The sequence below is a fragment of the Rhizobium sp. CB2179 genome (assembly GCF_057653455.1).
The window spans coordinates 267,366-291,588 of the sequence record NZ_CM172781.1 but is presented as its reverse complement, the minus strand read 5'-3'; the positions used below and the strand labels follow the sequence as shown (position 1 = coordinate 291,588).

25 protein-coding genes are annotated in these 24,223 nt (G+C 59.9%); 8 read left to right on the top strand and 17 right to left on the bottom strand.

The window, feature by feature from the left end:
- Together AC244Q_RS01480 and AC244Q_RS01475 are read right to left on the bottom strand one after the other, a co-directional pair.
- Positions 1-1,146, bottom strand: coding sequence for a right-handed parallel beta-helix repeat-containing protein (locus AC244Q_RS01480; protein WP_017992919.1), 1,146 nt, complete (start codon positions 1,144-1,146; stop codon positions 1-3).
- 74 nt (positions 1,147-1,220) lie between these two features.
- Positions 1,221-1,871, bottom strand: coding sequence for an esterase/lipase family protein (locus tag AC244Q_RS01475; RefSeq protein WP_026157249.1), 651 nt, complete (start codon positions 1,869-1,871; stop codon positions 1,221-1,223).
- Between the two features lie 249 nt (positions 1,872-2,120).
- Here AC244Q_RS01475 and AC244Q_RS01470 point away from each other — a divergent pair, with 249 nt between their 5' ends.
- Entirely contained in the window at positions 2,121-3,140 is a 1,020-nt protein-coding gene (locus AC244Q_RS01470) for a LacI family DNA-binding transcriptional regulator (protein WP_017992904.1), read from the top strand.
- 15 nt (positions 3,141-3,155) lie between these two features.
- On the opposite strand, the gene AC244Q_RS01465 is transcribed toward AC244Q_RS01470, so the two are convergent.
- From AC244Q_RS01465 to AC244Q_RS01410, 12 genes are all read right to left on the bottom strand, one after another.
- Entirely contained in the window at positions 3,156-4,166 is a 1,011-nt protein-coding gene (locus AC244Q_RS01465) for a zinc-dependent alcohol dehydrogenase family protein (RefSeq protein ID WP_128406004.1), read from the bottom strand.
- Between the two features lie 57 nt (positions 4,167-4,223).
- A complete protein-coding gene (locus AC244Q_RS01460) occupies positions 4,224-5,012 on the bottom strand; it encodes an L-iditol 2-dehydrogenase (protein WP_128406003.1) in 789 nt (262 codons plus the stop codon).
- Positions 5,013-5,147: 135 nt separating this feature from the next.
- Positions 5,148-6,206, bottom strand: coding sequence for a carbohydrate kinase family protein (locus AC244Q_RS01455; protein ID WP_128406002.1), 1,059 nt, complete (start codon positions 6,204-6,206; stop codon positions 5,148-5,150).
- Positions 6,206-6,877 (bottom strand): D-lyxose/D-mannose family sugar isomerase, encoded by a 672-nt coding sequence (locus AC244Q_RS01450; RefSeq protein WP_012756015.1) that lies wholly within the window; start codon positions 6,875-6,877, stop codon positions 6,206-6,208. Before AC244Q_RS01450 ends, AC244Q_RS01455 begins: the two co-directional genes overlap by 1 nt.
- Positions 6,877-8,031 carry a Gfo/Idh/MocA family protein gene (locus AC244Q_RS01445; protein ID WP_128406001.1) on the bottom strand — a complete coding sequence of 385 codons (1,155 nt, stop codon included), beginning with the start codon at positions 8,029-8,031 and terminating at the stop codon, positions 6,877-6,879. Before AC244Q_RS01445 ends, AC244Q_RS01450 begins: the two co-directional genes overlap by 1 nt.
- 22 nt (positions 8,032-8,053) lie before the next feature.
- Positions 8,054-8,878: a class I fructose-bisphosphate aldolase gene (locus tag AC244Q_RS01440; protein ID WP_128406000.1), complete on the bottom strand. Its 825-nt coding sequence runs from the start codon at positions 8,876-8,878 to the stop codon at positions 8,054-8,056.
- A gap of 137 nt (positions 8,879-9,015) precedes the next feature.
- Positions 9,016-9,789 carry an SDR family NAD(P)-dependent oxidoreductase gene (locus AC244Q_RS01435; protein ID WP_113548211.1) on the bottom strand — a complete coding sequence of 258 codons (774 nt, stop codon included), beginning with the start codon at positions 9,787-9,789 and terminating at the stop codon, positions 9,016-9,018.
- An 11-nt stretch (positions 9,790-9,800) separates the two neighbouring features.
- Positions 9,801-10,526 (bottom strand): SDR family oxidoreductase, encoded by a 726-nt coding sequence (locus AC244Q_RS01430; protein ID WP_012756011.1) that lies wholly within the window; start codon positions 10,524-10,526, stop codon positions 9,801-9,803.
- A gap of 28 nt (positions 10,527-10,554) precedes the next feature.
- Complete coding sequence (locus AC244Q_RS01425) at positions 10,555-11,832, bottom strand: D-tagatose-bisphosphate aldolase, class II, non-catalytic subunit (RefSeq protein ID WP_128405999.1); 1,278 nt, start codon at positions 11,830-11,832, stop codon at positions 10,555-10,557.
- Positions 11,832-12,809: a tagatose kinase gene (locus tag AC244Q_RS01420; protein ID WP_113548209.1), complete on the bottom strand. Its 978-nt coding sequence runs from the start codon at positions 12,807-12,809 to the stop codon at positions 11,832-11,834. The genes AC244Q_RS01425 and AC244Q_RS01420 overlap by 1 nt, the downstream gene beginning before the upstream one ends.
- A 30-nt stretch (positions 12,810-12,839) precedes the next feature.
- Positions 12,840-14,066 carry an ROK family transcriptional regulator gene (locus AC244Q_RS01415; protein WP_017992895.1) on the bottom strand — a complete coding sequence of 409 codons (1,227 nt, stop codon included), beginning with the start codon at positions 14,064-14,066 and terminating at the stop codon, positions 12,840-12,842.
- 62 nt (positions 14,067-14,128) lie between these two features.
- Complete coding sequence (locus tag AC244Q_RS01410) at positions 14,129-15,013, bottom strand: sugar phosphate isomerase/epimerase family protein (RefSeq protein ID WP_128405998.1); 885 nt, start codon at positions 15,011-15,013, stop codon at positions 14,129-14,131.
- A 297-nt stretch (positions 15,014-15,310) separates the two neighbouring features.
- On the opposite strand from AC244Q_RS01410, the gene AC244Q_RS01405 reads away from it, so the two are divergent.
- From AC244Q_RS01405 to AC244Q_RS01380, 6 genes are all read left to right on the top strand, one after another.
- The gene (locus AC244Q_RS01405; protein ID WP_012756006.1) at positions 15,311-16,744 is read left to right on the top strand and encodes an extracellular solute-binding protein; all 1,434 of its coding nucleotides are present in this window, start codon (positions 15,311-15,313) and stop codon (positions 16,742-16,744) included.
- A gap of 97 nt (positions 16,745-16,841) precedes the next feature.
- Positions 16,842-17,717, top strand: coding sequence for a carbohydrate ABC transporter permease (locus tag AC244Q_RS01400; protein ID WP_012756005.1), 876 nt, complete (start codon positions 16,842-16,844; stop codon positions 17,715-17,717).
- A gap of 4 nt (positions 17,718-17,721) precedes the next feature.
- Positions 17,722-18,561, top strand: coding sequence for a carbohydrate ABC transporter permease (locus AC244Q_RS01395; protein ID WP_012756004.1), 840 nt, complete (start codon positions 17,722-17,724; stop codon positions 18,559-18,561).
- A 4-nt stretch (positions 18,562-18,565) separates the two neighbouring features.
- Positions 18,566-18,772, top strand: coding sequence for a DUF2160 family membrane protein (locus AC244Q_RS01390; protein WP_003556377.1), 207 nt, complete (start codon positions 18,566-18,568; stop codon positions 18,770-18,772).
- 60 nt (positions 18,773-18,832) lie between these two features.
- The gene (locus AC244Q_RS01385; protein ID WP_128405997.1) at positions 18,833-19,894 is read left to right on the top strand and encodes an ABC transporter ATP-binding protein; all 1,062 of its coding nucleotides are present in this window, start codon (positions 18,833-18,835) and stop codon (positions 19,892-19,894) included.
- A gap of 11 nt (positions 19,895-19,905) precedes the next feature.
- Positions 19,906-20,631 carry an SDR family oxidoreductase gene (locus AC244Q_RS01380; protein ID WP_012756001.1) on the top strand — a complete coding sequence of 242 codons (726 nt, stop codon included), beginning with the start codon at positions 19,906-19,908 and terminating at the stop codon, positions 20,629-20,631.
- 3 nt (positions 20,632-20,634) lie between these two features.
- Here AC244Q_RS01380 and AC244Q_RS01375 read toward each other — a convergent pair whose 3' ends face one another.
- Positions 20,635-20,892, bottom strand: coding sequence for a hypothetical protein (locus AC244Q_RS01375; protein ID WP_017992890.1), 258 nt, complete (start codon positions 20,890-20,892; stop codon positions 20,635-20,637).
- 119 nt (positions 20,893-21,011) lie between these two features.
- A complete protein-coding gene (locus AC244Q_RS01370; protein ID WP_017992889.1) occupies positions 21,012-21,776 on the bottom strand; it encodes a LuxR family transcriptional regulator in 765 nt (254 codons plus the stop codon).
- Between the two features lie 161 nt (positions 21,777-21,937).
- Here AC244Q_RS01370 and AC244Q_RS01365 point away from each other — a divergent pair, with 161 nt between their 5' ends.
- Positions 21,938-22,207, top strand: coding sequence for a hypothetical protein (locus tag AC244Q_RS01365; RefSeq protein WP_113548207.1), 270 nt, complete (start codon positions 21,938-21,940; stop codon positions 22,205-22,207).
- A gap of 407 nt (positions 22,208-22,614) precedes the next feature.
- On the opposite strand, the gene AC244Q_RS01360 is transcribed toward AC244Q_RS01365, so the two are convergent.
- Positions 22,615-23,709 carry a hypothetical protein gene (locus AC244Q_RS01360; RefSeq protein ID WP_128405996.1) on the bottom strand — a complete coding sequence of 365 codons (1,095 nt, stop codon included), beginning with the start codon at positions 23,707-23,709 and terminating at the stop codon, positions 22,615-22,617.
- Positions 23,710-24,223 lie beyond the last annotated feature (514 nt).

The window sequence follows — 24,223 nt, the reverse complement described above, 5'->3', positions numbered from 1 at the left end:
TTAAATCGAGAGATAGCGCTTCTGCCAAGGCAGCTTGTGTTCCTGCCATGCGCGCGGCGTGAAGTCGTCATAGGCAGTCTCGGCGATCGCCAGCATCCAGTTCTGGTCTTTGCGAGCCAGCAAGACGCATGACAATTCCATGCCAGGCTCCGCGGTGAAGGAGGGCCGATTGGCGCCTGGGATATCGATCCCCTTGTTGCGCCACTGGATGCGGATTTCGTCGGGCTCGGATGTCCATTCCCCGGAGGCAACGGACGCGTTGCCATCGGGCTTGAAGCGAAGCGGCGGCGGGGTGACGTTCAGGAAGCTGCCATCGTTGCGATAGTTGCCATCGATATCACCCGCAGTCGCTTTGCCGTTTCCCTTGAGAACGATGTCCTGTTCGCACCGCAGGAATATGTTGCGCCGAAAGCTGCCGGACCACCGACGGTTGGCGAAGAACGCGATGTCGCATTGGCTAATGACGTTGTCGTGGATATCGATGTCTTTGCGAAATGCCAGCTCCTGATCCGAAAAACCGCTCAGGCTGACGCCACGATTGGTGTTCTCGATCCAGTTGTCATAAACGTGATGGCCGGCGTGGTCGGCCTTGTCGCCAACGCCGTAGCCGAAGGAATAATCATTCATCCTGCCATCGCGCATGATGTTGCTGCGCACCACGGCGTCATCGCCGATCGACGAAAAGGAGAAATTCTTGCCGCCGATGAAATTGTATTCGACCAGGTATTGTCGCGTTTTGTCGCAGACCAGCGCGCCCTTGTTCGATGCGCTCGCCGGCGACTGCAGGAAGAGGTTGCCGCGGATCACGATATCGGAGCTGATATTGTCGTCGCTGTTTTGATAGGCGAATTGGCAGCAGTCTGCTCCCTCGCCCGGGGCCGCGCCGATGCGATTATTCTCCAGCAACACGTGCGTCGTCTTCGTCAGGTAGATGCCGTCGCCGTTCACATTCTCCGTTTCACAGCGCCTGACGGTGAGATTCTTGCCATTGTGAAATTTGAAGCCGCGAGGGGAATTCTTGACGATAACGTCTTCGATCACCGTATCGGAAAACACCTGATAGGCGACGCCGACATCGGGCGCACCGTCGATGACCTGTCCGCGTGTAGACGCGCCGTGAACTTTCTTTCGCAGGATGGCGGTCATTGCATTTCCTTCGATACCGGTGCCGCGGGGAATTAAGCAGAGGGCATGTGGCAGATGTTTGAATATTTGGAAATTCAGCTTGTAAACCGCCCATCTTTCAGAAACGACAGGGCTTGGCTCCACATCGTCTTGTTGACGGGCAAGAAAGTGTGGTTTGCCGGAATGACGATATGGTCCGCCGCGCCGTCAAGGCGCGTGCTCTCCACCGAAACCTTCCCATCATTCGGAACCCTGAGGCCAATGATAAGCGAAGAGACCGGATCAATGGTCCGGTTCCCGGCAATGATGCCAAGTTCGTAATCGACCGTGCCGAACAGCTCGGTCATGGCGGTTTGATCGGTAATCAGCTGCTGTCCTGCCGGTCCATAGACCTTCCTGTATAGTGGCCAGCTCTTGAGGAAATCGGCAATCTGACTGCCGTTGTTCGGCGTTCCGACCATGACCACTCTCCCCAGCTTGGCTGGGCGATAGCGCCTGAGAAAAGCGCGGATGACCAGCCCACCCATCGAATAACCGACGAAATGGACCCGGCCATCGCCTGCTTTCTTCACGGCGTCGTCGATCTCCGGTCGGATGATGTCGATGAGGTCGCTGATCGAAAACTTGGTGGAGGGGTAACCGACATTCACAACCCGATAACCGTGGCCGGACAGGAAGCCGGCGAGCTTCGCCATGCTTTTCTTCGTCCGGGCAATGCCGTGAAAAAGAAGAACTGTGTCGTTCATCACTGTCCGCTCAACGTGCTGCTATCGATAGGGTCTATCCTGTAGCTCTCAAGGTGAAGCTTGTCACGACGGCAGACGTTCTCGAATAGCGGCGCGTGCTTGATGCGGCGTCCTGCTAGTGATCTAGTGGAGGATGAAATGAAGGTGAACGTCAGCAGTCCGTCTGATGAATGTTCGACCGCTCCTGTGCTAGCCTCCTATGCGCGTCTGAAAAGACGCGCGGCGCTGTAGAGAAAGAAATGCGAGCACGTGACGACCAGCATCCGACATATCGCTAAACTTGCAGGAACGTCAGTCTCTTCGGTCTCGCGCGTGCTCAACAACAGCGGTTATGCCTCGCCTGAGCTCAGGGAGCGGGTCGAGGCGGCTATCCGAACGCTGAACTACACGCCGAGCAAAGGTGCCCGTATGCTGCGCGGTGCACCAAGCCGGATGATCGGACTGATGCTGCCGTCGATTGACGTGCCTTTCTTCGGCATTCTGGCCCATGCGATCGAACAGGAACTGTTCCAGCACGGCTATCAGACGCTGATCTGCAGCACGGCGGAAAACATGGACCATGAGGTGCGCTATATCTCGATGCTGCTCGCGCAGCGCGTCGATGGCGTCATCGTGGCAAGCGCCTTCGGCAGCATCGAGCATTTCGGGGTGCTGCGGGACGCTGGCATTCCGATCATCGCCATTGACCGCGAGCTGAGCGGCATCGCCGACGACGCTGTCATGGCCGATCACGAGGAAGGCGGACGGCTGATGGCGCGCCATCTGATCGATCTCGGCCACCGGGCAATCGCCATCGTCGGCGCGCCGGCCCACAGCCAGCCGATCCAGCTTCGCCTTCAGGGCATCACGGCGGAAATGGCGAAAGATGGCATCGCGCCCGCCATCGTGGCGATGGCGGAAGAGCACAGCTTTGCAGAGACCTACCGGCTGGCGCGGGAATTGCTGGCGTCTCGACCCGAGGTCACCGCAATCATCGGCACGACCGACGTTTCGGCGATTGCCGCAATCCATGCCATCCAGGATCGCGGATTTTCCGTTCCGGGCGACTATTCGGTCGTCGGCTTCGACGATCTGCCGGAGGCCGCTTACGTCTTTCCACGGCTGACAACGGTTGCGCAGCCGATCCGCAATGTCGGACAGCAGGCAGCACGACTGCTGGAAGCGCTGATCGAAGAGCACCAAACAGGAGACGAATCTCGGCAAGGCGCGATCGTAAAAGTGCCGGTCACCCTGATCGAGCGCGATTCCACCGGTCTCGTCCGCAACTGAGGTGGGACCCCGAAGCTAGGGCCGGACGATGACCTTGATCTCGCCCGGCAATGGCGCGTTGGCCACCACGTCGGCGACCTCCTCGAGACTTATGGTTTTGGTGACCAATGCGTCCAGCTCCAACACTCCGCTCGCGACCATTGCCGCAGCCCGCGAATGGGTGAAGGGGTTGAGGTAGGCCGGCCTGATATCGACTTCGTTTACCAGCAGATCGAAAGGCAGAACCGGCACCTCGACCCCCGCCGGTGTGACCCCGAAAAGCACGAAGGTACCACCGCGCCGCGCCATCTTCAGACCGCTTTGCAGCGTGTCGCTGACGCCGGCGCACTCGATGACCACGTCGGCGCCGCCTTTGGTGACCTCTCGAACGGAAGCGATTGTGTCCGAAGCGGCCGGGTCGAAGGCGTGCGTCGCCCCCAGGCGCAGAGCGGTTTGGCGTCTCGATTGCTGCCGCGTAATCAAAATAATCTCGCCTGCCCCAGCCAGGCGGGCCAGTTGCACCATGAGCAGGCCGATCACTCCCCCGCCGAGGATAGCGACGCTGTCGCCCGGACGGATCTTTGCCTTGTCGATGGCGTGGATACAGCAGGCCAGCGGTTCACTGAAGGCGCCGTGAACGGGATCGAGGCCGGCCGGCAGGACGAAGGCCTGGGCCTGCGGCACCGCCACATATTCGGCAAAGCCGCCATCCCGTGTCACGCCGATGGCGGTCAAGCTCTCGCACAAATTCGGCCGCGCCTGCGTGCACGCCCGACAGGTGCCGCAGGCAATATTCGGGTCCACCGTCACAAGCTCACCACCGGTAAAGCGGGTAACGGTATCGCCGATCGCTTCCACTATGCCGCACAACTCGTGGCCCAGCGTGACGGGGATAGCCGTCGGATACTCGCCCTTGTACATGTGGCGATCGGAACCACAGATGCCGGCCACTGCAACCCGGACAAGCAGCTCGCCCGGTCCGGCAACCGGCCTCTCGACGCTGCGCATGGTCAAAGACCCGATCGACTCCAAACGTACAGCTCTCATTCCACTCCTCCAGACATCAAGTTCGATTGCCCATTCCGGCTGATGAAGCCAAGCGCCTCAGCTCATGACATTGCCGCCGTCGACATTGTAGCACTGCGCCACGATGTATGCTGCATCGGGTCCGGCCAGGAAGGCGGCCATGGCAGCTTGTTCTTGGGGGGCGCCAAATCGTCCGGCCGGGACGGCGGCGGCCACGCGGCGCTTGACGTCACCGGGTCTCAAACCTTCCCGGCTGCCGAGTTTTGCATCGACGACGTCCCACATCGGCGTATCGACGACGCCGGGAGCGATGGCGTTGACGTTGATCCCGTAACGGATCAGCTCCAGAGCGCAGCTTTGGGTGATGCTGATGACGGCCGCCTTGGAAGCGCAGTAAGCCACGGCCGGTCCTTCGCCCCGGCGCCCAGCCTGGGACGAGAAGTTGATGATGCGTCCACCTTCCCCTCTTTCCACCATGTGCCGGGCAACGGCCTGCGTCATGAAGATCAGGCCTTCGATATTGACCTGAAATACCCTAGCGGTCCGTTCCCGGGATATTTCCAGGATGGACTCGACGTCGTAAATGCCTGCGGCGTTGACCAGGATGTCGATCTGACCGGCGGTTGATATAGTGAAGCGTACGGCTTCTTCGATGCTGTCCTGGCGGGTCACGTCAAGCGCTGCACCCCAGACATCAGGGCCGATCGCTTCCGCCACCCGTGCGCATCGTTCACCGTCGAGGTCCGCCACGACAACCCTCGCGCCTTCGGCAGCGAAGCGTTGGCATACCGCCTTGCCGATGCCGCTCGCTCCCCCCGTGACCAATGCCACCTTGCCGGAGAGCCGCGCCGTTTCCGCATATGTCATCGCACTGCCTCCCCGATGGCGCCTAAATCGGCAAATGCGCCGTACGCGGCTGCCATAATGAATAGCTTCATGGTTGCTCCTCCCCTTTTGACTGAACGATAATCGGAGCCGCCCTCCTGAGGCGACGCCAATGGGCTAAGCGGATTCCGGCTTCGTCTCCTTCGCCTCGCAAAGAAGGACGGACATGTCGGGGATGCCATCGGTGGCCGTCGCCCCCTCGAGGCAACGCGCAGCTGCGGCGTGGGCGACGGCGCAGATATGCTCGACCGGCCAGTTCTCATGCAGGCCGTAGAGCACGGCGGCGCAGAAAGCGTCTCCCGCGCCGACGGTACTGACGATGTCATCGGGATCGACGGGTCGTGAGCGCGTCATGATCGGAGAAGCGCCGGGCGAAAACCAGAAGCAGGTTTCCGGCGCATGGATGATCGCGCCCTTGGCGACGCCCGCCGCAAGCAGGCGCTCGCCCGCTTCCAAAAGCCCCGCCTCGATCAAATCTCCCTTCGCATCGCGAACGATAACGCCGGTTGCCCGCCCCGCCTCCATCTCGTTGATGATCAGGAAATCGCAGAAGGGCAGAGCGACGCCGACCTTGGCCGCAAATTCCGGGTCTTCGCTCGATACGAAATCCACGCAGGTCGTCAGGCCGGCGCGCCGCGCCGCTTCCAGCAGGCGCGATGCTCCCGAACGGCCGTCAGGGCCAATGCGGTCGAGACCCGGCAACAGCATGAGATAACCGAGATAGAACAGCCGATAGCCGGCCGTGGCGAAGGCCGCGGGTGAGACAAGCTTGTCCGTGACGGCGTCGTTGGCGCCACCATGATAGAAGAAGGTCCGGTTCTGGCCGGGCACATTCATGACATGGGTATGCGCCGTCACCCGGTCGGCAAGCGCGGTGAGCCCCCCGACATCGACGCCGGCAACTGTTAGACGGGCCTTGACGATCTCTCCGTCCTGATCGGCGCCGATGCATCCTGCTGCCGCCAGCTTTCCGGGAAATCCAAGCGAAGCCAGATCGGTGACGACATTGGCCGCCCCGCCCCCCACACCCAGATCCTGGTGCAGGATATGGGCGAGATTGCCCTGTTCGGGCCAATAAGACAGGGTGTGGACGCGATCGACGATGAAGTTTCCGGCGCAAACGATGCCGCCCTGCTTTTGACTGTCGCGATCGTGAACCTCCTCCCCGGCTCGCATCAGCTGACTCCTTCGTTCCACAAGGGTCTCAGCGGCGGCTCGTCTTCCTCGATCGCGGCAAAGCGCGCGATCGGCTCCAGAAAGAAATTGTCGCTGTTGTCGTCGTTGACCTGGCTGACCTCGCCGACAAGGACAGGTCCGCCGCCTTTCCTGCCGTAGAAGCGGTGGTAAAGCCCGGTGCGGATCGTCACGCTCTGGCCGGGCTGGAGAACCAGCGGCTCCCATGCGGCGAGCCGGTGCTGCAGCCCGTCTACCGGCACCGTCACATCCTCCGCCAGCACATTGCCATCGGCATCGGTTGCGGCGAATTCGATGACGAGATCGCCGCCGGCGCGATTGATGATGTCTTCCATCTTCGCCGCATGACGGTGGGTCGGCGTAACCTGCCCTTCCCCAACGAAGAGCAGCTTTTCGGCATAGGTCCGTTCACCCCTGATATCAACGACGCCATTGCGCAGGCTAAACAGCACGAGACCGCATTCGGCGAACCGGTTCGAGCCGAAATCGGTGACATCCCAACCCAGCTGATGGGCGCGCAAATAGGCTGATGCCTCAGGATGAGCGGCAAAATCCGCTGCCGTCCAGGAGCCCCATGCCGGCAGAGACCAGTGCCAGCGCTCGAGGGTCTCGGTTGCCCGCAGCAACGCGGCGTTGATCTCGGAGCGCTTCATCAGGCTGACGCCCCGTCATACTCGACCGGTACCACGACGTCCTCGAGGCCGGATTTGAGGGCTGCCGTCAGGACCGCATGATGCGCCTGCGCCTCGGCCGGCGTCGCGCAGCCGAAACCGTTGGCATTTCCTCCAACAAGCTCATCGACGAAGGCCGCCCACATCTGCTGTATGGCGTCAGCAAAACCGAATTCGAAGATCTTGCCTGTTATGGCTGGAAACAGCGAGCCATAACCGAGATCCTCGGTGCTCCAAGCCTGGACACCGCCATTATAGTCCATCCACTGCCATTGGCGCGGCGACTTCGTGCTGAAGAACGCGCTCTTCTTCATGCCGAGAACGCGGAGGTACCAGGTGTTGGATTCGCCGGGCGCGATGCGCCAGGTTTTCAGCACCATCGGGAAATCCTGATCGCCGGTGCGCACGCGGCTGCTGATCGTGGCATTGTCCCAGGTGGTGCAGGGCAACATGCCGCCCTTGCCGTCAGGACGTTCGGTGACCTTCTTGACCAATTGCGCATGCAGGGTCGTCGGGCGCCAGCCGAGACGCAGCGGCACGTGCAGCACATGCATGCCGAGATCACCCATGCAGCCATAGTCGCCATTGATATCGGCCATGCGCTTCCAGTTGATCGGCTTCTGCCGGTCGATATCCGAAGAGTGCAGGAAACCCGCCTCGACTTCGATTATATCCCCCATCTCGCCGCTTTTTGCGAGCGCGATGACCTTCTGCGCGCCGGGGAAGAAAGGCATTTCCGACGAGCAGCGGACCAGGAGTTCGGGATGCTCGGCGAGAACAGCCATGATATCCCGGTTCTGCGCGGCGTCCATGCCGAAGGGCTTTTCGCCGAGAAGATGTTTTCCGGCCTTCAGGACGTCGATGTAGAATTGCTGGTGCAGCACATGCGGGACAGCGCAATAGACCGCATCGACCTCGGGATTGGCCAGAAGCTCCTTATAGTCGGCGGCGAACTGCCGAACGGTCGGCACATGATCCCTGAACCAGTCGAGCAGCGTCGCGTTGGTATCACAAACGGCGACGATTTCCGGTCGCGCCTTCACATCGGCCAGATGCAGCCAGCGCGCCGCGGCACTCGCGAACTCGCGCCCCATCAGACCGCAGCCGATGACGCCGAAGCGAAATATTTTCGTCATGACATGTCCTCCCAGACGCGCGTCAGCCAATATGCAGCGAGGCTTGCTCGACGGAAGCCTTGTCATGGACAATTGCCATCAAGGCCCGCGTCATGCCGGCGGGATTCTGATGCTGGATGACGTTGCGGCCATAGACGATGCCACGGGCGCGCTGCTCCATCAACTGCTTGGTGCGGATCAGGATTTCCTGATCCGAAACGCGGCCGCCGCCGCGCACCAGCACCGGCAGGCCTTGGGCGATTTCGACCACGCGGTGATATTCCTCGACATTGTCGCAGGGGTCGGCCTTGATGATATCAGCGCCGAGTTCGGCCGCCTGGCGCACGAGCGGCAGGATCTTGTCGATCGCGCCGTCGACCATGTAGGCGCCCTTGGAATTGTCCTGCATGACGAGCGGCTCGACCATCAGCGGCATGCCGTAGATCTCGCATTCGCGTTTCAGGCTGTTCACATTGCGCACGCAGGCGCGGTAGACTTCCGGCTGGTCCGGCAGCATCAAGAGATTGACGACGACACAGGCGGCATCCAACGCAACGCCCTGTTCCACCGCCCTGTCGATCATTTCGGAAAACAGCTGAGACGGCAGGGGATTGCCATAGATGTTGGCGATGTCGGTGCGCAGCACCAGCGCCGGACGCTGCTTGCCGGGGATCGCCTGCAGCATGGGTGCGGTTCCCGGCGGCAGCTGAATTGCATCCGGCGCCGCTTGCGCGATCACCTCGATCGCTGTCTTCATGTTCTCGATGCCGGCGAGGAAAGTCCGTTCATTGAACATGCCGTGATCGATAGCAACGTCAAAACAATTTCCAGATACGCCGAAAAGTCGGTTCAATCGCGCGGATTTCATCAAGCTTCCTCCCGATATGGTAACGTTTCCACATTTGGATAAACGCAGCAGGAATGCGAGTCAAGATAATGTGGTAACGTTTCCATACGGGTTTCCAGGTGTGGACGAGGCGCCGCTCTCACCTCGTCCGGGACCGACTACCAGCAGGTGAACCCTGCATCGACGTTGACGATCGCCCCGGTCATCAGGCTGGCGGCGCCCGACGCGAGGAAGAGGACCGCACTTGCAACCTCCTCCGGCGTTCCCATTCTTCCCATCGGCGTGTCGGCGAGCCAGAGCGGGATACGCTCGCGATTGGCTTCGACGGCGACCACCATCGGTGTCTCGATATAGGTGGGCGCAACGGCATTTACCCTGATACCGTGGTGTGCCCACTCGGCGGCCAACGAGCGCGTGAGGTGATGGACTGCCGCCTTGGAGACGTTATAGGCCGTCTGAGGCTGGGGCCGGTTGCAGATCGTCCCCGACATCGAGCCGAGGTTCACGATGGCGCCGCGTTTCATCGAAATCATCGGACGACCAAAGGCGCGCGAGCACCAGAAGACGCCGTTGAGATTGACGTCCATCATGCGCAGCCAATCGGCGTCGGTGAGATCCTGCGCCGGGATGCCGCTCTGGCCAATTCCGGCATTGTTCACCAGGATGGTCGCCGGCCGCCCGCCGTCGGCAAGCTCGGTTGCGATCGCGTCCATTCGGGCCGCGTCGGTGACGTCGCCCACCCGGACTTCGATGTCGTAGCCTCTGTCCCGGAGAGCCAACGCCTGCTCGGCATCGGCCTCGCTCCGTTCGATGACGACGACGGCGGCGCCCGCCTCCGCCAGCGCCTCGGTGCAGCAGAGACCGATCGCACGCCCTCCGCCTGTGACCACCGCACGTTCGCCGTCGAGGCGAAATTTCTGCTGGTAGCTCATGTCACGTCTCCTCAAATGTCAAAGGCGCTTGGAAGCACGACGATATCGCGGATGGTGACGTTGCGCGGCCGTGTCAGCATGAAGATGATCGCGTCGGCGACTTCCTTGGGCTCGATCAAGGCTCCGGCCTCCTTGGCCTTGCGAAGGTTTTCTTCCGGCCAATCCGCGAGCAAAGCGCTGATCACCGGGCCTGGAGAAACCGACCCCACACGAATGCCACTTTTCAGAAGCTGGCGTCGCATCGTCTGGACGAAGCACGTCATCGCCCACTTCGATGACGAATAAACAGGTTCCCATGGAATCGCCGAGTGTCCAGCGACGGAGCTGGTGACGACAATGTCGCCGGTGCCGCGTTCGATCATGTGCGGAATGACGCTTCGAACGTTCTTGATGACAACGTTTACATTGAGATTGAGCATCCGATCGATGGTATCGAGGTCGGTTTCCATCAGGTCGCCGCCGATATAGGTGCCTGCATTGGCATGCAGGATATCGAGCTTGCCCGTCTTCGACAGGATGCCATCGAGCAGTCCCGCACACTCGCCCGGATCCAGCAAGTTGATCTTGAGCGGAATAGCGCGCTCGCCAAGCCGGGCACAAACCGTCTCAAGGGCCTTCTCATCGCGGTCCACCAGCACGACCGTCGCGCCAGCGGCGAGCATTGCCTCCGTCGAAGCGAGTCCAATTCCGGACGCAGCACCCGTGACCGCCGCGATCTTCCCATTCAATTCCGTCATGATTTTCCTCCTGTCTTGATCCTGATTGTCAATTTTTCCCGACACCGCAGGCGGCGTGATAGTCCGAGAGACTCTTCGTCACCCTCCAGATCAAAACCTGTTCCGGATCGAGCGGCGCATCTGCGAATTCCTGTGCGGCCGGCATATGCTGCCAAAACAAGGGCAGCGGTACAATTTGCCCTCGAAGCGCCTCGCACAGGCGCCCGACGGCCTCTTGGGCTTCAGCCGACGCCCAATAATAGCGAATGCGGTCAGACAGCGAGTAATGCCGCAGCCAGCGCATCTCGGCGTTTGTCCCGTGGTAGTGGCGGCTCCAGTTGCCGGACTGATCGAGCATCACCGCTTCCATCGCCGCATAGAGCGGACGTTCGCCGTAATCGGGCAAGAGGTGCGACGCGATCGCATCCAACGCATAGAGCGCTTCGCGCAGGACGAAGGTCAGCTCGGGACCGACCTTCAGAATGGGAAAGCCGTCCTCCACCAGCGCGGTCAAGGGCCGGGTTCCCTGATAATCCGTCGAATGCGCCTCGAAGACGAACTGCGGCTCCTCGGTGAGCACCGATTTCAGCGCGTCTATCTTGCTGCGGTCGTAAAGGATGACATTCTGATTGCCGAACTCGACGCCCGGCTGAACGACCAGCCCGATGGCCCGTTCAAACGCTTGGCCGAGTCCTGCCTCCGCAAAGATCCGGCGGTGGACTTCGATCGTCTTCAGCGCCGCTGCGGCCGCCGTCGGATCGATGGTTGTCAGGGCATGATCGGCCCCGCCTGGCGGCGGCACTTCGGTGCCGATGACATAAACCGGCATTGCGCCGCCGCTCTTCTTCGCCGAGGCCTCGGCGACCGCCGCGAGCCGGGCGGCGCGATGGGCGGTGGTTTCGTCGTCGAGCGCCACCGGCTCGCCCTTGCAGCCCATCGAGGCATCGAGGTGAATCTTGCGAAACCCGGCCTCGACATAGGCGGCAACCATCTTCTCCGCCTCGGCCATGGCCTCTTCGGCCGGGCGATCGCGCCAAGGATTGGGGCCGAGATGGTCACCGCCGAGAACGATCAGATTTTCGGGGCATCCCTCCTCGACTGCTATTTGGCGAACGCGGGACGCGAAGTCGCTTGGCGTCATTCCGGTGTAGCCGCCGAGGTGGTTGACCTGGTTGCAGGTCGCTTCAATGAGGACGGTGCTCTCGTGTTGCCGTCCATGTCGGAGCGCGGCGCGAAGCACGATGGGGTGGGCGGAGCATACGGAGGTCACGCCTCTGGGGTGGCCTTCGATCCTCAGCCTGGCCAGTTCGTTGAGATGCACCTGCATCACGACCGCCTTTCCGTTGAAGCGATGAACGCATCGAGCTCTTGCCGAGTGCCGGCACCTTCCATCGGACCCAAGACCATCACGTTGCGGGCGCCGGCGGCCGAGGCATAGGTCAGAGCTTGCTGCGGAGACATTCCGAGCCGCCGGCAGGTGAGATAGGCGCCACCAAAGCAGTCGCCGGCGCCGGTGGGGTCGACCTCTTGAACGACAAATGCCGATGCGTCGATGCGGTCTCCTTGCCTGCCGAAATAGGTTGCGCCTTCGGCGCCGCGCTTCAGCACGATCTCCTTGACGCCGATCTCGAACAAGCGGCGGATCGCCTCTGCCTCGCCTTCGACGCCGGCGGCACGCTCAAGCTCCTCTCCGGACGGCAGAAGCAGATCGGCGGCAGCGACAAGCTTGGAAAAGCGGCGCTCTGTATCCTCATCCAGCTTCAATTCCTTGCGAATGTTCGGATCCACTGAGAGGGTTCCGCCCCGCGCCTTGACGATGTCGACCGCCTTGTCGATCACAGCGCGCGCACTGGGGACCGACAGGGCGGAACCCATCACGTGAAGATGCCCGCTCCGATGGATGAGATCGCCGACCGCTTGAGACCAGCCGAAGCGCGCAGCTGCTGATGTGGCGATGTTATAGACGAAATCCCTGGAGCCATCCTTGCGGTAGCGGACAAAGGCGCTGCCTGTGGGGTAATCCGAATCGATCGAGATCGTCGAAACGTCGACGCCGTCGCGTTTGAGGCGATCGGTATTGACACGACCGAAATCGTCATCGCCGACGGCGCCGACCATTGCGGCCTTGCCGCCCAGGCGCCCGCATTGCGAGATGAAGATCGCCGGCGCTCCGCTCGCGAACGGACCGACGAGCGGCTGGGCTTTGAGAAAGCCGTCTCCGACCGTCGTGGCGACGATCTCGACGAGGATCTCCCCTACGCAAACGGTGGGACCAAGCGGGTCCGGAGCCAGTACTGAAGTCATTTGCAATCCTGCTTTCGATCGTTCTTGTCGTCAACTCGTCGCCGACTGGATCGGCGCACCGTCCTCGCCGCCGAACTCCTCGCTCTCCAATGACAGAAAGCGCTGGTGCAACATGCACGCCGCCCCGAAGGCGGAGCCGAACTCCGCATCATCGTCCACGACGATCTCCGGCGTGGGGAAAGGTATACTCTGGCCCTCCGACATGTGGACCGCCACCCGGGCGGCCACCATCGGGTAGAGGGATGCCACAGAGCCACCCAGCACGATCCTGTCGGGGTCGAGCAGCCGACAGGCCTGCAGCAATGCATATGCGAGATGGCGCGACCAGGTTTCGGCGATATTGACCGCGGCCGGGACACGGTCATGAACGTCGCCAAGGAATTCCTGCAGATCGACGTGCTTACGTCCAATAGCCTCGCGATATTGCCTGATCAGCACTTCGCGACCGATCAGTTGCTCAAACTTCTGACCGCCGCTTCCCGGCACCAGGGTGTGACCGATTTCTCCCGCCAGGCCGTGGCCGCCCCGGAACAGCTTGCCATCGATCATGATACCGCCACCAACGCCGGTTTCCATCAGCAGGAACAGGGTCACGCCTGAGACGCCGTGACGATAGCTGTCGCCGATCGCAAACGCGTTGGCGTCGTTTTCAACTGCGATCGGGACGGCGGCCGGGAAGGCGGCCAGGAAGGCGGATCGGCCAATCTCCTTCAACGACACCTCCCGCCAGCCGATGATGGGTGCGAGGGTGACAATTCCGTCCGGCCGGATGTGGGCCGGCGCCGATATGCCGAGACCCTTGCACCGTCCGATCATCCCCTTCGCCATCGCGCCGACGATCAGCTCGACACCCCGCGCCACGGCCTCCTCCACGGTCGACGACATGGTGTCGAACGCGATTTTCCGACATGCCCGGACTTCGGCGGAGAGATCGACAACTGCAGCCGATATATGCTCGACGCCAATCTCGATCCCGACGAAGAATGCGGCATCGGGGACCAGTTCGAGCATGATACCAGGACGCCCGGCACGGGAATGCTCCAGGCGCTGCTTGCCGCTCTCGTCCGACTCCTGAACGAACCCGCCTTCCGTCAGCTCGGCGACGATCTCTCCCGAGGACGAGCGATTCATCCCGAGCTTCCGGGCGAGATCCGCCCGGCTGAGGCTTCGGTGGGCATAGATCGTCTGCAAGGCGGCGACGATATTGTTCTGTCGGATCCTGCGCGGCGAACTTCCGATGGAGACGGTGTCGTTCATGTTTCAATTCCCTTCAGTCGGCCCAACCCTTACACGACTGGAACAGGCTGTCAGAGGGATAATCAGGGCCGCGCGTTTGTGGCGCGGCGGCGCTTGGCCTCGTCATATTTCAGCTCGATGTAGCGCTTCGCGTGCGCCGCAAGCGGATCATTATCCTCCCAGGTGTCGCGCCAGATCGCGCAGGCGAGCGACAGGCCTTCGTCCACGACCGTCGTCGAGAAGCTTTCGAACACGATGTCGCGCTTGTAGTCGATGTCGAGCAGAGCGTCGAAGATCAGATCGAAATTGATGACGCCGTCGCCGAGGTAACCGCGATTGCTCTCGCCGATGTGGAAGTAGCCGATCTTGTCGCCGGCCAGGCGGATCGCCGCGGCCGGATTGGCTTCCTCGATGTTCATATGGAATGTGTCGAGGTGGAGACGGACATGCTCCGATCCCGTCTCGGCGATGAACTTCAGCCCCTGCGCCGCCGTATTCAGCAGGTTCGTCTCGAACCGGTTGACAACCTCCAGGACGAGGTCGACGTTCGCTTGTCTGGCGACTTCGGCGGTCGCGGCGATCGCGGCGACGCTATTGTCCCAGCCCTTCTTCGTCGGCTGGCGATTGTACTTGGTGTGCGCGGAATAGAGAATTCCGCCCAGCTTGTTGCCGCCGATGTCACGGACCGCCCGAACGGCGTCGGCCAGCGTCTGCTTGCCGGCGGACACAGCAGAGGTATCCTCGCTCGATACGTCCCTGTCGAGCGGCAGGCCCATCGTCACGCCAATCTCCACGTCAAGCGACTGCGCAAGCTTTGCCAGTCGATCGAGATTGAATTTCTCGGGGCGCAGATAGGCAAATTCGATGGTGCGATATCCGTGTTCGGCCGTCTTGTTGAGGGCCATCTCCAGCCCTTCCTGCGTTTGGCCGCCTGTCCATACAAATGAATGGATACCCAATCGACGCATAGCCTTTTCCTCCAAAAAATGCCTTTGGCTGCGGACAGTGCTATGCCATTTAGTTTGGCAAGACAACAAATAATTTTGGCTTAAAATCTTTTGCTGCTTTGCAAAAATACCTTGCAATGCAACATTTTAAGGTTGTGCCCATTGCATTCAACCCTCCGTCGGAAATTAGTTTCTGCGAAAATCAATAAGATAGATCCTCTATTTGCATGTTTAGACAACAAATGTTGCGCCGGTGGTTTTTTTGGCCTACACAAAGGACCGGCGAAATGATCTCGCTGCACTTTGGGAGGATTGAAAATGAACTATGCTTTGAAGGCTAGCGCGCTTGCGCTGACGCTCAGCCTCGCCGCCACTGCTTCGCCTGCCTGGGCTGATTTCTGGTCCGACGCCGGCGCCAAATTCAAGGGCGTGACACTGCACGGCGTCACCGAAAGCACCCCGCCATCGAACTACATCAGGAATGTGCTTGCTCCGGAATTCGAAAAGAAGACCGGCATCAAGGTCGACATCGAGACGACGTCCTGGGATCAGATGTACGACAAGGCCATCAAGGACATGGAAGCCAAGACTGGTATCTATGACATGGTCTACATCGAGCAGGACATCATCTACTCCTATCTCGCCAGGAATTTCCTCGTCGACATCACCAAGACGCTTAAAGACCAGCCGGATCTGAAGGCGCCGACCTACGACGATGCGAACTTCACCAGCTTTGCCGACTATTTCAAGGACGCGAGCGGCGATCTCTTCGGCGTTCCGATGGAAGCCTTCCTGAAGGCGTATCTCTATCGTAAGGACCTGTTCGAAGATCCGAAGATCAAGGAAGCTTTCAAGAAGGAAACCGGCAAGGACCTGAAGCCGGCGACCACACACGCGGAATACACCGAGATCGCCGAATTCTTCACGAAGTACGGCAAGGACAACGGTATGGAGCTCTGGGGCACCACCGCTCAGGCACATACCGGCCATCCGGCGTCCTGGTATGAATTCTTCGAGTCCATCGCGCCGACTTTCGGCGTCTACAATTGGGGCATCGACGCCAAGAACAATTATGCGGCGACGGTCGAACATGGCGGCGCAATGAACGGCGACAAGGCCAAGGCCGCGTTGAAGTACTGGCTGCACCTGCGCGACATCGCTCCTCCGGAATCGACGCAGTCAACCTGGACGGAAACCGCGACGACCTTCGCCGCGGGCCGCGTCGCCCAGGGCCTGATCTACGGTGAGAACGCCGCGTGGATCGCAAGCGATCCGGCGCAGTCGAAGGTGGTCGGCCAGGTCGGTTTCGCTCTGCCGCCGCTCGAGCCGGGCGTATTGGACGACGCGAAAGCTGGAAAGGGCTATATCGGCTACTACGATGGCGGCGCCTTCGGCGTTCCGGTCACGTCCAAGAACAAGGAAGCATCACTGCTGTTCCTCGAATTCATCGGCCAGAACGAAGTGCAGCCCGATTGGGCGATCGCTGCACCGCGCATCACCAACAAGGCGACGTTCGACGATCCGAAGGTGAAGGAGATGGACGTCAAGCTTGGCGGCTTCTACACGATGCTGAAGGACGACGGCAAGCTCTTCGCCGGCGCTCCCCCCTATCCCTTCCATGCGCAGGTGCGTGAAGCGACCGCTCCTATCTTCTACGACATCCTGACCGGCAAGATCGGGCCCGATGAAGGCCTCGACCAGATGGCGGCCAAGGCCGAAGAAGAGCTCACCTCGCTCGGCTATCGCAAATAAAACATCCTCCCCAACTTGACGGGTCGTTCCGACGACCCGTCATCTTCCGTTCCCAGATGGAGCGGACGTCCACATAACGTTCAATGGGGGATAGGCGATGCATTCGCAGAAGCTCGGGTGGCTGTTGCTGTCACCGACCATAGTGATCCTCGGATTGTTCGGGATCTTTCCTTTCATCTACGTCCTCTGGGTCTCTTTCCATTCATGGAACCCGTTCGCGGCCAATCCGGGCATGATTTTCAACTGGGCTGAGAATTATCGGCGGCTCGTCTTCGACCCGCAGTTCCTGGCATCGCTCGGCATCACCCTGACATTCGTCTTCTTCGCGGTCGTCTCGGAGCTGGTCCTTGGCTACATCCTCGCCCAGGCGCTGCTCAAGGACTTTCCCGGAAAAGCGGTGTTTCGCACGATCCATACGCTGCCGCTGATCATGGCGCCGATCATCGTCGGCTCAGTCTGGAAGCTGATGACCACCCCCTCCATCGGCATCATTCCCTATCTTCTGAGGAGCTGGTTCGGCTACGATCTGAATATCGGCCAGAGCGCCGTCGCGGCCTTCACCGTCACTGTCATCATGGACATCTGGCACTGGACGCCGCTCGTCACCCTCTCGCTGATCGCCGCACTCGTCTCACTTCCTTCAGACCCGTTCGAGCAGGCGCAGATCGACGGCGCGGGCAAAAGCCAGATCTTCTGGCACATCACGCTGCCCCTGATCCGTCCGGCCATGCTCGCCACGGTGTTCATCAGGCTGATGGATGCGCTGCGCACCGTTGACGAAGTCCTGATGCTGACCGGCGGCGGTCCGGGTTCATCGACGCGCTACATCGGCGTCCATATCTTCAAGGAAGTCTTTCCCAAGACGAATTACGGCTACGGTTCGGCGATCTCCGTCATCGTCCTCTATCTCACCATCGTCGTCTGCTGGCTGCTCTACGTCGGTTTGATTGCGCCCCGCGTGAAGAGAGGTTGAAGCGATGAAGAAGACCCGTTTTCCCTGGCTTCCGGTCGTCCTGTGGACCTTGATAAGCCTCGCGACCCTTTTCCCGATCTACTGGCTCTTCGTCATATCGGTCAAACAGCCCTTCGACCTGTTCTCGACGCCCGATGTCATTCTCCGGAGCTTCTTCTGGAAGAACTACCAGGACGTGCTGACCAATCCGACCTTGCGCGGATACATGCTCAACTCGATGATCATTTCGTCAGGCAACGCGCTGCTCGTCACCACGCTCGGCTTCCTTGCCTGCTACGCCCTGACGCGCTTCGACCTCGCCGGCAAGGAAAGCATCTTCTTCTGGACGATCACCAACCGCATGGCGCCGCCGGCGGTCTTCCTGCTGCCGCTTTTCCTGCTACTGACGCAGGTCTACAGGATCGGCGACTTCTCGCTCGCCGATTCCAAGCTGGGCATGATCCTGGTCTATTGCTCCTTCAACCTTCCCTTCGCCATCTGGACGCTGCGTCCGACCGTGGAAGGCATTCCGAAGGAATTGGACGAGGCGGCCTACATGGACGGCGCGAGCCCATGGACCGTCCTCTATGATATCATCTTTCCTTTGGCACGGCCCGGACTTGCGGTGACGCTAATCCTGACCTGGGTGTTTGCGTGGAACGAATACCTGCTGGCAGCGACGCTCACCAATTTCCACGCGCGGACTCTGACCACCGGCTTGTCTGAATATGTGACGACGACGGGAACGGCCTGGGGCATCATGGCCGCGATCTCAATGCTGACATTGGTTCCGGCGCTCATCGTCTTTTCGGTGGTCCAGCGTCACATCGTCGCCGGCCTGACCTTCGGCGCCGTGAAAGGATGAAACTATGACGTCTCAATCAGGAAATAACGAACGCAAGCCGGGATTTCTGCCGATCGAAACGAACTGGTTCGACCGGCTCTTCATCTCGATCGTGATCTGGGTCGCGCTCTCGCTGTTCTGGATGCGGTTCATCGAGCCGTTCGGGCCTTCGGTATGGTTCGCGGCGGCAATCTCGGCGGTCCTTGGCGCCTATGTCGTCTGGAAGGGATGAACCGATGAATTCCGTCAATGACATCAAAACACAAACTGGGCTGCTTTAGGGGGAACGACATTGGCAAACGTACAGGTTAGCGACGTCACCAAGAAGTATGGCTCTCTTCAGGTCATGCATGGCGTGAGCGTCGACATCGAGGACGGGGAATTCGTCGTTCGGGTCGGTCCCTCCGGATGCGGCAAGTCCACCCTGCTCCGGATGATCGCCGGGCTGGAGACGGTCAGCAGCGGAGACATCCGGATCGGCGGCCGTGTCGTCACCGACGCTCCTCCAAAGGAGCGTGACATCGCGATGGTCTTCCAGAGCTACGCGCTCTATCCCCACAAGACGGTCGCCGAGAATATGGGCTTTCCGCTGAAGATGGCCAAACGTCCGAAGGCGGAGATCGACGAGAAGGTCGGCAGGGCGGCCGAGATCCTCGATCTGACGCGTTATCTCGACCGCTATCCGAAGCAACTGTCGGGCGGACAGCGTCAACGCGTGGCGATGGGTCGTGCCATCGTCCGAGACCCGAAGGTCTTCCTATTCGACGAGCCATTGTCGAACCTCGACGCTAAACTCCGCGTCACCATGCGCGTCGAGATCAAGGAGCTTCACCAGCGGCTGAAGACCACCACCGTCTACGTCACGCACGATCAGATCGAGGCGATGACGATGGCCAACAAGATCGTGGTGATGCGTGACGGGAGGGTCGAGCAGATCGGCAAGCCTCTCGATCTCTACGACTTCCCCGTCAACCTCTTCGTCGCCGGCTTCATCTGCAGCCCATCGATGAACTTCCTTGAGGGCCGCATAGCCACCCGCGACGGCAGGAAGATCGTCGTCACCGAACAGGGCATCACCTTGCCCATGGCAGATACAAATGCGGAGGAAGGACGAGCCGTTACCTACGGCATCCGACCGGAGCACATCACGATCGGCGAAGAAGGCGTTCCGGTCGAAGTCTCGGTGTTCGAGCCGACGGGTTCCGAGACGTTGATCTTCGGCCGCACGGGAGGCGTGCCGATCGACGCGCTGATCCGTGAGCGTATCGAGGTCGACCCCGGACGGACGATGTACTTCCACATCGATCCCCGACGTGCGCATATCTTCGATCGGGAAACAGGCCAGAGACTTTAGGAGATCGACCCATGGAGTTCAGAGGAAAGACGGTGATCGTGACCGGCGCCGGCAAAGGTATCGGACGCGAAATTGTAAGGATGCTCGTCGAACGGAGTGCGCAGGTCGTCGCGCTGACGCGTAGTGCTGCCGACGTCGAAGCGTTGCGAGGGGAATTCGGCTGCCGGGCAATCCAGGTCGATCTCGCGGACGCCGATGCGACCAGAGAGGCGGCGATCGCTGCCCTTCCCGCAGATTTCCTTATCAACTGCGCCGGCACGACCGAGCTCCAGCCGTTCCTGGAGACGACCGTCGAAGCGTTCGATCGTCTTGTCGCGGTCAATACGCGCGCTCCGATGATCGTCGCCCAGGAATATGCCCGTTCGCTGATCAAGGAGGGCCGCAAGGGCGCCATCGTCAATGTCTCGTCGGTCGCCTCCTTCGTCGGCATCCCCGACCACGCGGCCTATTGTGCATCGAAGGGTGGATTGGATGGCTTGACGCGGGTCATGGCCAAGGAACTTGCGCCGCACGGCATCCGCGCCAACGGCGTCCATCCAACGGTGACGTTGACGCCAATGGCGGTGAAGGCATGGAGCGATCCCGAGAAAGCCGCGGGGATGATGAAGCGAATTCCCGTCGGTCGCTTCGCCGAGCCGGCAGATATCGCCGAGGTTGTTCTTTTCCTGCTGTCCGATCAGGCTGCCATGGTGAACGGGATATCGATGCCGGTGGACGGTGGTTATATGATTGCTTGAAGTTCAGGACGAACGCGTCGTACGAGGCTGCGATTGCAATCGGGAAAGCGGCGGCGTTGACCGCCGCACCAATCGGCGCAGCTCATCTTGATCGACAAAATGGTCCGTCACTCCGGCCTCTTTATCCGGATGACTGAAGACAAGACCGTCGGAATCCTCAAGCTTGAGAGCTTGCTCGGTATTCATGATCCCCAGTGCCTGGCGCTCGTACTCGGACTCGAGCGCCGCCTCGACGATGGCTTTTCTCTTGCGCATGTCCATATCCTCCGTTCCTCAAAGGGTAACGGACGGCCGGACTCGCGGTTCCGATCGAGGCATCACGATATGAGACCCGTTGAAACGAACGCCCCGCCGATACTCCCCGGTACTGGCGACGCCGCCTAACTCGGCGAGACGTCAGGCCCACCGGCGGCTCTTTGAATTAAGCGGGCAACCACTTCTGTGCGGTTCTGCGCCTGCAACTTGCGCATTATGTGCTGCAAATGCATCTTCACCGTATGCCCCGACAAATTAAGTTTTCCTGCAATGACCTTATTTGAACAGCCGCATTGCAGCTCTGCGAGGACATCCGCTTCCCGGGGAGTGAAATCAGCAATCGCCAAATACTGCGTCCTCTCATCCAAACTCTTTTCGGCCTCATTTCTGACCGGCGTATGATCGTTTGGGACTGCTGTAACAGCTCCCAATAGCTGCGGGAAAAACGTTCCTCCAGCCAGAACGAGACGAAGACCGGCAAGGGCAATGTCAATGGGAAGTGAAGTCGAGAATAAGCCGCGGAGGCCCATCTTGAGTGCCTGACGGGCTATGATGGCGTCATCCGTACCTGAGAGCAACGTGACAGGAGCCTCAGGAAAACGTGCAGCAATCGCCGCGAGATCGTCACGCAGGCTGGTGCTCTCAACACTTCTGCCAGCCAGACCCAATACAATCAAACGCACCTCAGCCCCGAGAGCACTCTCGAGACTCTCGGTCGAGATCAAATCTATAACGTTCCATCCGGCGAGTTCACGCTCAAGAAGCTTCACCACGGTGGTGCGCGCCAATGTAGAATGCTCGATGATGATCACAGTTGGTGCATTGCGCCCGATACGGCGCCTAGTTCCAGTAATGTCGGACACTTGCGTGCTCCCCAAGAATATTTGCAACGCAACAGCTGTTCATATTATTCCTGTTCTCACTACATGTCATGAGAAAAAGTGAGTGTATTTCTGATATTAATAGTCTTACCTCTCATGATAATTCTTATAGTTTATAAAATATCAATGATAGATAACTGGGATTGCAGAGCACATTGAAGAGATTTTTCATGAATGCCTGCTGGTTCGACTTGTCGCTGCAGACTTTCCAGCCTTCGCCGAATTCACGTACGGCAAGCGGGTCAACAAAGCTTTCAAAGGCACTGAAAAGGCAACTGATCTGCTACCGACCCATTTCGGAAAGCGCCATTGGATATAACGAGTTGCCGATCGGCTCGGCTTTGTTTCCATATCTCAATTCAAAGCAGTCGCAGACCCGACAACAAAATGACAAACGCGAAAAGCAACAAAAGCCTGAGATCGCTGACTACCCCTTATGATTAGTGAAACTGTGCTCTAATGACGCATTAATACCAGTTAGCATTGTTCTCCCGCAAACAGCACTGCGCCGGCACCGACCGATAGCGGCCGGAGGTCACGGCCCCAGTCGGCCGAAATCGGCGACAATGCGGATGAGGTCATTGTGGAATGTTCGGGATCTCACTGAGCCCGCCGTTCAGTGTCATATCGGCCCAAGGAGCCGAATGCCGGGCGGAGGAAGCAATTCAACACATGGCTTGAAAGATCGCACAAAGAACGGTTTCGTGCAGTTGAGCCTCCGCAATGCAAGTGGGGAGGCTATGCGCTAGCGCAATATCAGCAAAAATGCGTAGCGGTTTTGCGTCCGGAATTGCGTGGAAACAAAGAGATAGAGCATTTCCGTGCTTCGAAGAAAAATGGAAAGGCTCTAGCCATGCATGAAGCTCAGAATGTCGTCTACGAGAGCCGAATGGGCGTCTGTGAGGTTACCGTCTCCGCCGTGGCCCGCGATGCCGGCCAACTGGAGCGCATGTTGATCATAGAGAACATGATCGACCTGTTGGGCGTCCGCCGTCCCACCGGCGGGAACGGCAATGTTGATGGGATGGAAATAGCCGAAATTGACATCGACCATGCTGCCGGTTGACGATCCGACCCCGTCACCGCCACCGCCGAGCGCATGGTTGCCGGTGAAAATCGTGTCTGACGACAGGTTGAAGCCACCGCCATTGCCGCCGATGCCTGCGATCTGCACAGCTCCCTGATCGAAAATGACATTGTTTGTCTGATGGGCCTCCGCCGAGCCGCCCGCGGCGCCAATGGCGATATTGATCGGCGAGAAGATGGCGATACTCACGTCGACCATAGTGCCGACGAAATATCCATCGCCGCCATGACCTGCATAAAAGTCGCCGGTCAATGTGAGCGCAGTTCCCGGGCTCATCGACGAGCCGTGGCTCGCGACGTTATGGTCTCCGCCCGAGCCGCCCATGCCGCCGATCTGGGTTGCGCCCTGCAGGAACAGGGCGTTGTTCGATTGCTCGGCGTGAGCCGTCGCGCCGGGGCCTGCAGCCACGGCAGTATTGACGGGGGCAAACAGTGCGACTTCGGTGCTCACGAGTCCGCCGTAGAAAAGCCCATTGCCCCCCGTGCCGGCATGATTGGCGCCATCGCCGCTGCCGATGGCAACATTGCCGCTGCCGCCATTCCCACCTATCCCGGCCATTTCGGTGGGATGCTGATTGATGAGCGCATCATTGCCCTGGAAAGCGTCGGCACCCGAATGAGGTCCCGCAATAGCGGCATTGGACGGCATGAAAACGGCCAACGCGTTGCTGCTGATCACGCCTTCGCTTATTCCGTCACCACCGCTGCCGGCTGAATTAGAGCTTGGACCGGAAGCGACATCCAATGGAAGCCAAGTCGGCACCAGCGCCAGATGTCCCGCGGCCACATTGGAGTCGAGGTGTTGATCGGTGCCCGCCTTGGGCAAGTCTTCCACTAAGGAACGAGTTTCCGCCATTGCCGTCTCCATCCGCGGTCAACCGCACGTCCACCGAGCGTGCGGCGCCATGCAGCCTGAATTGTTCAGGCATTGTGCCTCTGAACGGAAGAAAAGCGGAGCCTGCAATTCGTCTACATCCCGTCGGCTAGGACTGTAGCCATTTGGCTGTCATGACCGCAGCGCCCGTTGTGCGAGTTTGCGAGCACCAATCCGCCCTTGGATCAGAGGTCCTGCATCTTTCTCGCGGCGGAACATAAACGTTTTCAGCCCCGAACAGGATCGTCTTTGCCAAGCGCAAACCTGATGAGAACCCCGGATACAGGCGGTTTTCTTCGGCGGGCGTTGCTTCAAAAAGCGGCGCCGCTTCGACGAGGTCGCAGACATGATCGTGGCCATGCCATCCGACGCCAAAGCACCAAGTACCAATTCAAATAACGCTTCGCCGCCTCGAAGTATACATCCGAATGAATGTCACCGAATATCTAGATGGTTCACAGATTAAATCGCAGGCATTATTTGCCTGCGGTTGTAT

Excerpts from the sequence above, each read along its gene's own strand:
- AC244Q_RS01480 (WP_017992919.1), bottom strand. The coding sequence starts at position 1,146 with ATGACCGCCATCCTGCGAAAGAAAGTTCACGGCGCGTCTACACGCGGA.
- AC244Q_RS01475 (WP_026157249.1), bottom strand. The coding sequence starts at position 1,871 with ATGAACGACACAGTTCTTCTTTTTCACGGCATTGCCCGGACGAAGAAA.
- AC244Q_RS01465 (WP_128406004.1), bottom strand. The coding sequence starts at position 4,166 with ATGAGAGCTGTACGTTTGGAGTCGATCGGGTCTTTGACCATGCGCAGC.
- AC244Q_RS01460 (WP_128406003.1), bottom strand. The coding sequence starts at position 5,012 with ATGACATATGCGGAAACGGCGCGGCTCTCCGGCAAGGTGGCATTGGTC.
- AC244Q_RS01455 (WP_128406002.1), bottom strand. The coding sequence starts at position 6,206 with ATGCGAGCCGGGGAGGAGGTTCACGATCGCGACAGTCAAAAGCAGGGC.
- AC244Q_RS01450 (WP_012756015.1), bottom strand. The coding sequence starts at position 6,877 with ATGAAGCGCTCCGAGATCAACGCCGCGTTGCTGCGGGCAACCGAGACC.
- AC244Q_RS01445 (WP_128406001.1), bottom strand. The coding sequence starts at position 8,031 with ATGACGAAAATATTTCGCTTCGGCGTCATCGGCTGCGGTCTGATGGGG.
- AC244Q_RS01440 (WP_128406000.1), bottom strand. The coding sequence starts at position 8,878 with ATGAAATCCGCGCGATTGAACCGACTTTTCGGCGTATCTGGAAATTGT.
- AC244Q_RS01435 (WP_113548211.1), bottom strand. The coding sequence starts at position 9,789 with ATGAGCTACCAGCAGAAATTTCGCCTCGACGGCGAACGTGCGGTGGTC.
- AC244Q_RS01430 (WP_012756011.1), bottom strand. The coding sequence starts at position 10,526 with ATGACGGAATTGAATGGGAAGATCGCGGCGGTCACGGGTGCTGCGTCC.
- AC244Q_RS01425 (WP_128405999.1), bottom strand. The coding sequence starts at position 11,832 with ATGCAGGTGCATCTCAACGAACTGGCCAGGCTGAGGATCGAAGGCCAC.
- AC244Q_RS01420 (WP_113548209.1), bottom strand. The coding sequence starts at position 12,809 with ATGACTTCAGTACTGGCTCCGGACCCGCTTGGTCCCACCGTTTGCGTA.
- AC244Q_RS01415 (WP_017992895.1), bottom strand. The coding sequence starts at position 14,066 with ATGAACGACACCGTCTCCATCGGAAGTTCGCCGCGCAGGATCCGACAG.
- AC244Q_RS01410 (WP_128405998.1), bottom strand. The coding sequence starts at position 15,013 with ATGCGTCGATTGGGTATCCATTCATTTGTATGGACAGGCGGCCAAACG.
- AC244Q_RS01405 (WP_012756006.1), top strand. The coding sequence starts at position 15,311 with ATGAACTATGCTTTGAAGGCTAGCGCGCTTGCGCTGACGCTCAGCCTC.
- AC244Q_RS01400 (WP_012756005.1), top strand. The coding sequence starts at position 16,842 with ATGCATTCGCAGAAGCTCGGGTGGCTGTTGCTGTCACCGACCATAGTG.
- AC244Q_RS01395 (WP_012756004.1), top strand. The coding sequence starts at position 17,722 with ATGAAGAAGACCCGTTTTCCCTGGCTTCCGGTCGTCCTGTGGACCTTG.
- AC244Q_RS01390 (WP_003556377.1), top strand. The coding sequence starts at position 18,566 with ATGACGTCTCAATCAGGAAATAACGAACGCAAGCCGGGATTTCTGCCG.
- AC244Q_RS01380 (WP_012756001.1), top strand. The coding sequence starts at position 19,906 with ATGGAGTTCAGAGGAAAGACGGTGATCGTGACCGGCGCCGGCAAAGGT.
- AC244Q_RS01375 (WP_017992890.1), bottom strand. The coding sequence starts at position 20,892 with ATGGACATGCGCAAGAGAAAAGCCATCGTCGAGGCGGCGCTCGAGTCC.
- AC244Q_RS01365 (WP_113548207.1), top strand. The coding sequence starts at position 21,938 with ATGAATGCCTGCTGGTTCGACTTGTCGCTGCAGACTTTCCAGCCTTCG.
- AC244Q_RS01360 (WP_128405996.1), bottom strand. The coding sequence starts at position 23,709 with ATGGCGGAAACTCGTTCCTTAGTGGAAGACTTGCCCAAGGCGGGCACC.